This is a genomic window from Sphingobacteruim zhuxiongii (assembly GCF_009557615.1).
In the GTDB taxonomy this organism is placed as follows: Bacteria; Bacteroidota; Bacteroidia; order Sphingobacteriales; family Sphingobacteriaceae; genus Sphingobacterium; species Sphingobacterium zhuxiongii.
Map to the genome: position 1 here is coordinate 140,578 of NZ_CP045652.1, position 12,464 is coordinate 153,041.

Below are 12,464 nucleotides of genomic sequence, written 5' to 3' on the forward strand. Positions count from 1 at the left end.
TTAGTCTTGTACTACCGTTTCTTCTAACTGCACGGTTTTATTGTGTTCATGCGATGCTAATGCCGCTGCAAATACTTCGTGGCTGGCAATCGCTTCTTCTAAAGTCACACAGCCAAACCTTCCTGTCAATTCACCTTCTCGCTCGGCGAAATAGGCGGCAAGCATTTGTTGGAATACATCTGGGAAACCAGGTTCAAAAATACCGCCAGTCACAGTAGGAAATGGCACTTCGAATCCTAAATCGGTACGTTGCCAAGACTGCTCTTTACCGCCATTCCAATTGTAAGTCCATAAAGCTTTAATATCCTTTGTACTGTAGCGGATTCCACCTTCTGTACCGAGTACTTCAATGTACCAAGTATTGGTTTCTCCGGGTGCGAGACGTTTCATTTCCAAAGACATCGGAACGGTATCGCCGTTTTCTAAATTCACACGTGTGCTCAATGTCGCATTGTTCCACGTGTCTGCGTTTGCCATCCCGCCTTTTCCGTCAGGACGTTGCGTGATTATTTTCTGTAAATGCGCATACACCGATTGTGGCTTCCATCCCAATCGTAATGGAATATGTAAGGCATGTATACCGAGGTCTCCCATTACACCAATCTCACCACAGTAGGCAGACTGGCGCTTCCAGTTTATTGGCTTGGTGGGATTCATATCGCTAGCATGTAAAAAGCCAGCTTTAATTTCGATTATTCGACCTAAACGCCCGGAGTTTACTTCCGCAACGACGCGTTGTGGGCCAGGAAAGAAAGGCATTTCAGAACTGCATCGAGCAAATCTTCCATTTTCTTTTGCGACTTTAGCAATGCTTTTAGCTGCGGCAAGGTCAATTCCGAATGGTTTTTCGCCAAGTAGATCCTTACCCGCTTGTAGGATGTCGATGTACATCGATTCATGCATATGATGTGGTACAGCAATATAAACTACGTCCACTAGTTCGCTATGAATAAGCTCGTTGTAATCCGTGGTCAATAAACTGACACTGTCAATCTGCTTGTACCAATTTAAGGCCTTTTGATCAATGTCGCAGACTGCGGTTAATTGAACCTTGACAGGATAGTCTTTCAACGCGAACCATCTTCCAAATGCACTTGCGGCTTCCTTGCCCATAAGGCCGCCGCCGATTATACCGACATTTACAGTTTTCATATTCCTCCTTTTAATAATCCAATGACGTCTGCAGGTTTTGCTCCTTTATGTACAATTTCCATTAAAGCACGTGTCATACCCGCCGGATTTGGATGTTGTATTACATTTCTTCCGTACACAATTCCACGAACACCTTGCTGCATTAACTGGTAAGTGCGTTCTAAAATCTCTTCATCACTTGCTTTTCCGCCACCGCGAACAAGGACTGGAATATTACCTGCAATTTCAACGATTTTATGGTAAATGGAAACATCGTCGGTAGGGTCAGCTTTGATAATATCAGCACCTAATTCTACGCCTTGGCGTACAAGGGGGATGATTTTTTCAGGATCACCGTTAACCATGTAACCTCCAGCTTCACTGTTCGGACGAAAAACCAATGGTTCGACCATTAATGGCATGCCATAACGTTCGGCCTCTGGCTTGATCTTCAGAATGTTTTGGATACATTGATCCGTAATTTCTGGTTCATCGGGAATGCTAAATAGGTTTACGACAACACAAGTTGCATCTAGACGCAATGCTTGTTCGACTGGGTTTTCAATCATCCTGCTGAATATGGTTCGAGGAAGTTGTTTTCCATAGACGTTTGCGACGTCTGTTCGTAAAACTAAGGATGGTTTCTGACGTCCCTGGATGCGTTGAAGGTAATTAGCCTGTCCAACGGTTAGCTGAATAGCATCCGGAGCGGCATCAACAAGCACATCGACAGCTTTTTCGACGTTTTCGATTCCATTTAAGAAGGAATATTCGTTGAAAAAACCGTGATCAATGGCAACGTCAAAGCAGTTGCCCGACTCTTTATTAAATAGTCGATTTAAGCGGTATAATTTCATGTAAGTAGCTTAATTTAATTCTAATTTTTATGAACGTTCATGTACGAGTTCCCCAAGTTCTTCTTGTAGAATGTTGTTTTGCGGGTAGGCATGACCGAGATGTTGTCTATAGCCTTCGCCGTAAGCAACACTGATTTCCTTTCCGCGCTTTTCGCCAAAACCTCTCATCGCAATGATGTATTCATCCATACCATGATGTTCGCGTAGCCAGTCGCGTTGTGACGCATGTTTTGCCAGCATTTCTTCTTTGAGATCAATCTTGGAAGAGATGTCAATTATCATCCCCGGCTTTACAGCTTCTCCGAAACGATCTTTTCCTTCCATCGCATCGACGTAATATAGATGTGGGGTGTAGAAATATGGTTCTACTCCGGGAGTTTCTATATTAACAATCCCTGCGCTAAAACAAGCCGTCTGGATAATTTTGCTAGTCATCTCATGATCCACCATATAACATGATGGGCTCATTGTGATAACAACACTCGGTTTTGTTTTCCGAATCAGCTCGATCGCTTTGACAATAGTTTGTTTATCGTACATTACGAATACATCATCGCATTCCAAACAATAGTATTCCGCATCGAGGAGTGCCGCGGCATCGGCAGCTTCTTGTTTACGGATTTTACTAATCTCTTCACGCGTATGTACAGTTGATCCGCAATCACCAGGAGTCATGGTGGCCATTACAACAGTCCATCCTTTATCCTTTAAGAGTGCAAGCGTACCTGCGCAGCTGATTTCTGCATCGTCTGGATGCGCCACAATTGCTAATACAGTTTTATTGGGGTTCGTCATAATAAATTTAGTGCATTTCTGTAGTTACGGACTTAATTGCCGGACGGTAGTAGTGGAACTCAACGTTCGGGTGATCGGCTAATAGAGACATTGGCACAGCCGTATCAACAAGGCCTTTCGATATCATAAATGGGGTTAACCGCATACCGAATGCATTGTCATGGTTGCCCGCTTGCCAGATTGAAACACGTTCTGATTTCCAGGTTTCTACAGGACCTACGGTTAAGGCTTGTTGCGGAACTCCAACAACATATCCTCCGCCCGACGTTCTTGCGTTTTGCATTAACGTAATCGGATGTAAATCCACAATCCTAGCGCTTAATTGTCTGTACTCCTCAGGAGTTGGCGGATTGTCGATGTACTTACCACTTCTTGGAAGCGGATCATTAAACGCCCAGTGTTTTGCATCGCCTTGACCACCTTGCATAGTGACACAACGAATTTCATCGAAGCTTTTCGTGTATTCAGCAAGCGTTGAAGCAAGCGGATAATGTATGTTTTCATCCGGCATGCGAAGCTCTGGTTTGATATGATTAAATAACAAATCGTTATTTGCTTTTACAAAGGATAGGGGGTGTGTTGCAGGAACTTCTGTTCCGTTTTCGTACCACTCATCCATACCCCAGAAGTGACAGTTTTTGAGGGAGATATCTAAGCTATTTACTAATTGGGCTACCAAGGGTAACTGTTCAGTAGGTCCAATTGGTCCACATATTCCCGTAGGTGCGGAAGGCGTAGCTTGTTGCCAAGCATCAATGTATTGTAAGGCCTCCGCTAAATAAAAGGATTCTAAGGTATCATGAAATATAACTTTGAAACCTGGTCTAGAAAGTTGAAGGATGTCTTCTGCAGTTAATTTTGCTGCATCGCGCATAATCTGTTCATCAATAGTGGTATAATCCCACCAGCTCTCGGCCAACATGCTCTTTTTTCTCATTGCTCTACTTTAGATTTAGGATATATTGTTTGATTAGAACTTTTAAAATTGAAATTTATAAACGGACAACCTGTCCTGTTTTCACGGATTCATCCGCGGCAAATGCTATTCTTAAACTGTTAACCGCATCTTCCATGTGGTCACGTAGATCGATGTCTTCTTGTATCGCTTTTAAGAAGTAAGCTTGTTCACGATCACATAGTCCTTGGTGATCGGGTTCGTCGGTTAAGTCTAACCACTCATCAGCCAATGCGAATTTCTCATTGGCGTCCAATGCTGAATGGTGACGTAGGATAGATTCGGTTTTCGTATGTGCTTCAATAGATCCGGATTTTCCTGTACCTCCAGCTTCTTTTGCTACAATTGATACGGAACCTTTTGGCCCAACGACATCTTTTACGAAGAAAGCTGTTTCAGATACCATTGGCCCCCAACCCGCTTCATACCAACCCACAGATCCGTCTTCAAAGCGAATTTGTAAGTTTCCATAGTTGTAATTGTCTTCGGGAATTTCGTCCGTTAAACGAGCGCCTATTGCGTAGACTTGCGTTGGTTTTGATCGCGTCATTTGACACATCACGTCGATATAGTGAACACCACAGTCAACAATTGGGCTTAAACTAGCCATCAAGTTGCGGTGTAAAGTCCACATCGCGGTGTCGCTTTGCTGATTTAAGTTCATACGCATCACTAGTGGTTTCCCGAGATCTGACGACATTTCGACAAATTTAATCCAAGAGGGATGATGTCTTAATATATAGCCGACAACAAGTTTTTTTCCGGTTTTCAAGGCCACCTCTTGTACATGCTCGGCGCCTTTTACTGAACTTGCAATCGGTTTCTCGACAAATACATGTGCGCCGGCCTCCATTGATTTTACAGCATACTCTTCATGAGTGTCTGGATAGGTGGAGATACAAACCGCATCAGGCTGACTTGCGGCTAACGCGCTATCAAAATCATCATAAAGGGGATATTTGTTTCCCATTTTTTCATTGAGGATTTCTTTACTTTTTCCTCGGGATACAATGCCACATATTTCGAAGCCGTCCATCTTGTGATAAGCCCAAGCATGGGATGCTCCCATATTCCCGCAGCCTACCACTAAAACACGAATTTTCTTATTTTCCTTTTCCATAGTTGATCCGCTTTTATAGTTCTTTAATACAGATGTTTTTCCATCTTACTTTAATACCGCCACCATCGTGAATCTGTAGTGCAATGAAGCCTTTTGCTTGACCAATTTTTTCATCGTCTAGTTGCACCATTTGTTTTCCATTTAGCCAAGTGGTGATTTTATTCCCTTTGGCGTGAATCTTCATGGTGTTCCAGCCTGTAGGGCTCAATGCTTTCTGAGCCTCCTCGGTAGGTTTAATTAACCAACCGCGACCATAAGATTCGTAGATACCACCTGTATGTAATCCTGGAGGGGCAACTTCTACTTGCCATCCTTTGATTTTAGTGCCTTCAATATCGGATCGGATGAAAACTCCGGAGTTACCGTTTGCTTCTAATTTGAATTGTACAGTTAATTCGAAATCCTTATAAGGACTATTGGTTGAAAGATAGCCATAACCTTTATCTGGCCCACTTTCACAGACAAGTTCTTTCTTGTCTACATACCATTTTTCAGTTCCATGAATGGTCCAGCCAGTTAAGTCTTTACCATTGAATAATTGCTTGCATTGTGCCATTGCATTACTGCTCATAAGCAGAAGAGCTAGGCCGATGGTTGACAGTATTGTTTTCATAAAAAAGCTTTTATCAGGTTGTTATTTACTGTTTTTCAAAGGGATCATGTCTATTTTTCGAACAAACATTTCTGCTCCTTCTGATTGGACTTGAATCTTACCTTTTGAAGGTCTTACGTGAATCGCTTGATTGACTAGTTTGCCATTTAGATAAATGTCGATAGTATCGCCTTTAATGACACATTTAAGCGTGTTCCACTCACCTACAGGTTTTTCAACATCTTTTGGACCACGGAAGCCTAATACGTCTTTCCAGTTCGGATCTCTACCCGACCAATTGATACGTCCTTTGTTTGCGGTTACTAATTCACCACCTTTTTTATAAACAGGGGTTGTCCCGTGACGCTCTTTCGCGATTGGGCTAGTAATGGAAAATTTATCTGTGCCATCACCGACAACAATAAAATCACCGGTACCTCCTTCGATAATATTGCATTCAATAGAGTGCATCCAAATTCCTGAATAGCCACCATCTTCTCCAATAGAGTGAAAGAGTAAACCATTATCACGTGCTGCCGCTTTACGTTTTCCGTGTGTGATTTCTCCCCATTTATATTCCATGATTAAGGTATAGTTTTCATATTCTTCATTGGTGGTGATACACCCCCATTCTTCTCCTGTAATATGTAGAATACCGTCATTTACTGTGAAAACACCCTTTGGATCTTGGTTTCTGCCGCGATCTTGAATAAATACATACCAATTGTCTAAATTTTGTTTATTAAACAATGCGATTTTCTTAGGTTTTGGTTTTTCACCTTCAGGATTGTTTTTAGGGTTTGAATGTGCAAATGCCGTTGAACTAAGCATGATGAATAGGCATACTATTCCGATTAGTTTTTTCATAATTTAACCTCCTTATTTATTATAATTAGTCTCTCGATTTAAGTATGACATCCTGGAGTTCTAATTTACTCCAAGATGTCAATAACGAATATTATCGTTGTTGTTTTAGGTTGTTAATACAAATATATCAATTCTAGTTGTATATACAAGTTAAAATTGAATTTTTACTTAGAATCCCCCTTTTTGAGGTATTCAATTAAGTTTGCCATATCTTCTTTGGACATTGTTTTCTCAAGTCCATCGGGCATTAATGACAATCCAGAGTTGGTTAAGGACTCAATATTACTTCTCAGAACGGCTTCATCGGCACCTGTCGCGGTACGTAAAGTTAAGCCATTGTCGGTCTCTGAAACCACCCATCCAGACTTTGTGCTACCATCTTTTGTTTTCACAATAATCGATTGATATTGTGGATATACTTCATAGTTTGGCACTAATATATGCAATAACAGGGCGTCTGCTGGCTGATTTTTAATGCCAGAGAGGTCTGGTCCGACTTGTCCTCCTTTACCGCCATAGGTATGACATACAGCACATTGAGCTTGAAACATTGCGGCTCCTTTTGTTGCAATGGGTTTCGCATTTTTCAATACATTTTTATACTCTTCGTAGACAGCCATGCGGTCTCCGCCTTCCAATTCTTTGAATAGGGTTGTCGCTTTATCTGCAATCGCCTTATCCTTCATTTTCATGAGTCTAGTTCGATCAATGGATGATATCTCTGCCGCTGCAATTTGTCCCTTTTCAATAGAGTTGAACAATACGGGCAAGAATGAACTATTTGAAATCAATGCCGCAATTACGGATGGTTTTACCTTAGGCGAATAGGCTTTCCATTTGCTCTTCTCTGTTAATAATTCTGCTCCTTTAGGATCTTGTAAGTTGGCCAGGGCATTAATTGCTTGAATTTGTACCTGTGGTGAATAATGAGCGTCCAACAATTGTTTTAAGGCATCATTGGACTGCTCATAGTTACTGTAACCTAATAGTGCGATTGCGCGGCTTTGTTTCTCGGCAGTATCTTTAAGAGCGACCTCTTTCAGTTTGCCGATAAAGCCGTCTAGATTATTGTTTGCTCCAGCTCCGATAGCGTAAAGTAAGCCTTTACTGTTGGGCTTCAACTCTTGTTTTCTTCCTTTAATACCTTCGGCTAAGCCAAGCATTGCCGATATTTTCCATTCATCAACCGCCTCCGGCGTTACCAATCGATTAAAAAAGCTAGAAGCTTCTGCAATGGTTCCACCATTTCCGAGTAAGCGTCCTAAATCTTGCATAACCGCAGCGTAAGCTTTCGGTTCGGCAGACTGTATACCGGCAAATGCGGCAATAAATTCCTGTGTACGTCCGGATAAACCGCTCAATACGGCTGCTCTACTCCATTTATCGGCACCATCTTTTGCTGCAATTTTCGCTAATGCTTGTACGGATTCGTTGCTGTTAATATTGCCTAGGGCAATTGCCGTGTAGAAACGAACGCGTACCGATGGATCATCTGCTAATTTGAGAAGAGATGCTTTTGCTGTATCATATTTTGTATTCGTTGTCAAGATTTGAACAGCTTGTTCGCGAATTGGTGCATCAGCACTCGCTAGGGCTTGATTTAATGTCTCTACATTCAGGAGGCCAAGATTGTGTGCTAACCAAAGGGCGCGAGCTTTGCTTTCTGCATGGGTAGCGTTATTAATCGTTTCCTTCAGTTGTTCTGCGATATCTGTTGCTCGAGATTCAAGTAATAAGCGAAAAGCTGTTGCTCTTTTCCACTCATCAGCAGAACCTAATGCTTCCACTAGGTCTTTGCTGCTTGATCCGGTTTCAACTTTTCCTGTTTTGTCTTCATCATCCTTATCGAAGTCTTCGCGAACTACTCGGTAAATTCTACCATCAGTTTTCCCAGCTTCGAAGTCTAGCTGACCTCGCATTTCCTCAGGAACATAGGCTGGATGGTCGATAACCTTTCTGTGCATATCAACGATATACAATGCTCCTTCAGGACCATGCTGCGCGTAAACAGGACGAAACCACTCATCTGTTGAAGCTAGAAATTCTTTGCCGTCGTTAGCAATTGAAGAGCTGAAGCTGGCACCGTTTTCTTTGACAACCTGACGTTGTACTAAGTTTTGTGCCGATTCACAGATAAAGATGTTTCCTTTATGTTCAGGCTTGAGCGCTGTACCGTTATATACAACTAAACCACTTGCTGCGGTAAAGGTACCTGTATGCGATTTTCCCATCAAATTGGGGATGTATTCTGCCGTTGTAACAGCCTTACTAATCGGATAGACTACAGCGTTGGCTTCTACGGGCGATACATTCTGCACCATATCGTTGAATGTCAGGTGTGGGTTGCGCGATAGATTCCAGGGTTCCATTACGATTTGCATCACAGGATGTCTATTGGATGTTCCAAATCGGTGTCCGAAAGGATCTATTGTTAAACCAAACTGACTCTTTCCACCGGTGGATTGAAACTCCAAAGTTTCTGGATTAAATCGTCCATCTGCCGCAGTATAAACCACTGGAGGGCGATCCGGATGCTCGGGAGATGTTATGCTTCCTCCGTTTAATCCGCCAGTAACATAAATCCATCCATCTAAGCCAATGGTTGGATGGCTCATTCGTATTTGTGAAGTTTTGGTGTCATTAAAGCCTGTTAGCACAGTCTTTTTAATATCTGCAACACCATCCCCGTCAGAATCTTTATAGTAATAGATATGTGGGGCACAGGTGATAAAAACACCACCTTTCCAAGGTAAAATACCATTTGGATAGGTTAGGCCTGATGCAAATTCGTTTCTTTTATCATAAACGCCATCCGCATCCGTATCTTCGAGTAAAACAATTCGACCTAAGGTAGTTGCTTCGCCTTCTTCAGCCGGATCTGGATATCCTCGATCCTCCACCACATACATCTTTCGATTTTCATCAAAAGCGAATGCAACCGGGTCAATGACCATCGGTTCATAAGCTACAGGCTCAATTCGAAGACCCTCTTCCAGTTGGAAGGCGTCAAGCGCTTTCTGTATGCGCTCATTTTCATGTTTTTGTTTACAGCCGGCTAGCAATACAATCAGGGACGCGGCTAGGATAGGGTATTTCATTGGATTCAATTGATTATAATTTTTTTGCGGATAACAAACTATTTATTGGCTTTATGATCGTTTAACAATCTCAACAATACTGCTAAAATCTTATCAGCTGCCGTTTCTTCTAAATAGCTAGAACGCGCTCTCCATGTTTCGTAACCGCCAAGTTTATGATGTTTAGCCGTTGGTAAGTATCCATTGTATCCATTTGCTAATTCAATATTGAAGGTCGGCTTGAATGGACTTTTTGCTTTCAGCTCTAAACCGATTTCAACAAATACTTCAGCAGGTATCGCCGTAATTGCTAGGTCTCCAATTTTGAATACTTGAAGGATTAAATCGACTTGATCAGGATAATCTTTCATCAGCAATGTTTCACGTGCATAAATTTCCTCCATTGATTGCATGGTTGGACCAGCAGCTTTCTTTACGATTGCTTCAGCGCGTTTAATCTCTTGAGCATTTGGCTTTCTAACGCCGAGTCTGATTTCTTCTTGTTTTGCCGCGAGTATAATGTTTTTTTGCTCAGGCGCATCTTTGATTGCTGAATAGGAAGCTTGAGCTACTTTATCTGCTACTTGACGTAACTTCTCATATGGGGCCAAGGATTGTGTTTTTTTTCCTGGCCAATTCACGTTGTTAATATCACCACTTGTACCGTTACTCATAATACCAACGAAAGGAGGATCGTTCTTTGTTTTTTCATTTACGATTAAGTCACCAATACGTTCGGCGAATGCACCGTAATAATCAGCGGATATTTCTCCATTTCCAGTACCACCCACATAGTGTAGGGAGTAATTAGCAAGTACAGCAATTGGTTTTCCGTCTAAGGTTTTTAAATAAATACTAGGAACCTCTGGATCTATTGGTCCGGCCGGTTTTAACATATTTGGGTTTTCTACACCAGGGTTCATCTTTACTTGGTCTTGACCACCGAAAGGGTTAGGCATAGGCGTGCCCGGTTTCATATACCAGCGGCGGTTGAAGACTTCAGTTTCTTCTTTTCCAACTCCCCAAGCAATTTCTGCTGGGGCTCTATTTTCATAAGCACGAATTAAGGCGTCAGCAGTTCTTTCAACAAGAAAGTCTAAATAAGCCGGTTCTGGATCGCTCTGAAATACTCCGCAGGCTGTTCCTGCGGAGTGAGTATGTGTTGCTGACATCATCATGTTTTGAACTGGAATCCCAGTAAATTCTGATGCTCTTTTTTTTGCTTTATCCAAAGTTTCTCGAGAAACCATACATAAATCTAAGACAACAAAGCCCAGTTTGGTCTGACCATCATCTAGCACTAATGCTCTCGCATGGATATCATCGTGAATATTTCTAATCTTGGTGTCCTGCATGTTTCCATTGATAGAATATCCAATCTTTGGCGTAATATTGCTCGTTGCAGCACCCGCTTGAAACCCTTTCGCTGTCTTATTGTTTTGAGCGAACGCATGACTAGAGAAGAGGACTAAGATGAGTAGTAGTTTACAGACTGATGTTTTCATAGCTTTATTGGTTTTTATTATTATGCTGATTTTGATTAGTTCATCAAGGAGAAGAGATTGGTTAGCGTACCGAATATCTTTCTGGATGCTTCGATCTCTACACGATTTGTGCCCAACCAGGTCTCATAGCCACCTAATTTATGCTGCTCTGGAGTCGGTAAGTAACCATAGGATCCATTCGCGAAAGTGATAGTGAACGTTTTATTTTTTGGATATTGGGCTTTCAATGCTAGACCGCTTTCGGCAAATGTCTCAAATGGTATAGCGGCAATTTGAAGGTCTCCAATTCGGAAGGTTTGAAGGACAACAGATATTTCTGATGGCCATTCATTTTGAAGTTGTGTGATACGATCAGCGTAGGTGCGCTCCAAGGGATGATTGATTGGTTTAGCACCTTCTGGTAAAGCAAAGATTTGTTTTGCTAAAGCTAGCTGCTTCTCAGTAGGTTTTCTAACTGTGAGTTTTTGTTCCGACTGTTTTGCTTGTAGTTTCAACCAAGGTTGGTATTTCACACCTTGCAAAGAACGGTGTACTTTTTCAGCGATATCATTTGCCACAAACTTCATCTTTTGATAAGGCGCGTCTTTAGGTGACTTTCCTTGTACATTGACGTTGTTAATGTCGCCAGAGGTACCGTTAGTCATGATGCCTACAAATGGCGTTTCTGTATTATCTTTTAACAACAGTTCTTGCATGCGATTCGCGAAAACTGCGAAGTAATCGGCGGAAATGTCATGTTTCGGAACACCACCAATGTAGTGCAGCGAATAATTTGCAAGAAGTGCTATGGAACGACCATCGAGTGCTTGGATGGATAGAAATGAAACTTCAGGATCCGTTGGGCCAGCAGGCTTTACAATTTCTGGATTTCCAATTCCGGGATTAAAGCGAACAGGTTCTTTCTCACCAAATGGATTCACGACTAGTTCTTTCATGTGCCATCTTCTGTTAAATACGTGTTCTGGAATATTAACAGAGCCCCATCCAATTTTTGCAGGCTCTAGTCGGTAGACCGCCATGTCTACAGCATCTGCTATTCTAGTCGCGAGCAGGTCTTGATAGCGATCAAGTGGTTCGCCTTGCGACCAACCTCTACGTTTTGGACCTTCTCCTTCAGCGCTTGTTGCAGAATGGGTGTGAGTTCCAGCAATTAGAATATGATCGGTAGGGATTCCCGTTCTTTCGTTAATCTCTTGCTTGGCAGCATCGCATACTTTGCGCGCTAATCCAATATTATCACATATGATGAATGCAATTTTACTCTCTCCATCATCTAGGACTAGGCTTCGAGCGTGTAGCTCATCATGAATATTTTTTGCTTCAGGTGGAATTCCGAAATTTCCAACGATACCACCACCTAGATATGGCGTAATAACGGTTGTTGCAGCACCAGCTTTAAAAGTGCGCTGTTGTCCATAGCTCATCGTTGCTGATAGCAAGCAGAGCACGGCAAGTAAGAGTTGACTTACTGTTTGTTTTTCAAGTTTTCTTTCCATAATTATAAGGTTATTGTGTAAGCCTTACAGATATGATGTTATGCTTTGTTCAGGTATGAAGTATAATTG

At 42.1% G+C, this 12,464-nt stretch carries 10 protein-coding genes; all 10 read right to left on the reverse strand.

From position 1 onward, the window contains the following. A complete protein-coding gene (locus GFH32_RS00695; protein ID WP_153509247.1) occupies window positions 1-1,152 on the reverse strand; it encodes a Gfo/Idh/MocA family protein in 1,152 nt (383 codons plus the stop codon). Next, complete coding sequence (locus tag GFH32_RS00700; RefSeq protein ID WP_153509248.1) at window positions 1,149-1,988, reverse strand: class I fructose-bisphosphate aldolase; 840 nt, start codon at window positions 1,986-1,988, stop codon at window positions 1,149-1,151. The genes GFH32_RS00695 and GFH32_RS00700 overlap by 4 nt, the downstream gene beginning before the upstream one ends. 27 nt (window positions 1,989-2,015) lie before the next feature. After that, the gene (locus GFH32_RS00705) at window positions 2,016-2,783 is read right to left on the reverse strand and encodes a PIG-L deacetylase family protein (protein WP_153509249.1); all 768 of its coding nucleotides are present in this window, start codon (window positions 2,781-2,783) and stop codon (window positions 2,016-2,018) included. Window positions 2,784-2,790: 7 nt separating this feature from the next. Next, a complete protein-coding gene (locus tag GFH32_RS00710) occupies window positions 2,791-3,720 on the reverse strand; it encodes a sugar phosphate isomerase family (protein ID WP_153509250.1) in 930 nt (309 codons plus the stop codon). Window positions 3,721-3,775: 55 nt separating this feature from the next. After that, window positions 3,776-4,858 carry a Gfo/Idh/MocA family protein gene (locus tag GFH32_RS00715; RefSeq protein WP_153509251.1) on the reverse strand — a complete coding sequence of 361 codons (1,083 nt, stop codon included), beginning with the start codon at window positions 4,856-4,858 and terminating at the stop codon, window positions 3,776-3,778. 13 nt (window positions 4,859-4,871) lie between these two features. Beyond that, the gene (locus GFH32_RS00720; protein ID WP_153509252.1) at window positions 4,872-5,471 is read right to left on the reverse strand and encodes a 3-keto-disaccharide hydrolase; all 600 of its coding nucleotides are present in this window, start codon (window positions 5,469-5,471) and stop codon (window positions 4,872-4,874) included. A 21-nt stretch (window positions 5,472-5,492) separates the two neighbouring features. Further along, window positions 5,493-6,317: a 3-keto-disaccharide hydrolase gene (locus GFH32_RS00725; RefSeq protein WP_153509253.1), complete on the reverse strand. Its 825-nt coding sequence runs from the start codon at window positions 6,315-6,317 to the stop codon at window positions 5,493-5,495. A 164-nt stretch (window positions 6,318-6,481) separates the two neighbouring features. Continuing rightward, window positions 6,482-9,415 (reverse strand): PVC-type heme-binding CxxCH protein, encoded by a 2,934-nt coding sequence (locus GFH32_RS00730; protein ID WP_153509254.1) that lies wholly within the window; start codon window positions 9,413-9,415, stop codon window positions 6,482-6,484. 38 nt (window positions 9,416-9,453) lie between these two features. Continuing rightward, entirely contained in the window at window positions 9,454-10,899 is a 1,446-nt protein-coding gene (locus tag GFH32_RS00735) for a neutral/alkaline non-lysosomal ceramidase N-terminal domain-containing protein (protein WP_153509255.1), read from the reverse strand. A gap of 35 nt (window positions 10,900-10,934) precedes the next feature. Further along, window positions 10,935-12,395 (reverse strand): neutral/alkaline non-lysosomal ceramidase N-terminal domain-containing protein, encoded by a 1,461-nt coding sequence (locus GFH32_RS00740; protein ID WP_153509256.1) that lies wholly within the window; start codon window positions 12,393-12,395, stop codon window positions 10,935-10,937. Window positions 12,396-12,464 lie beyond the last annotated feature (69 nt).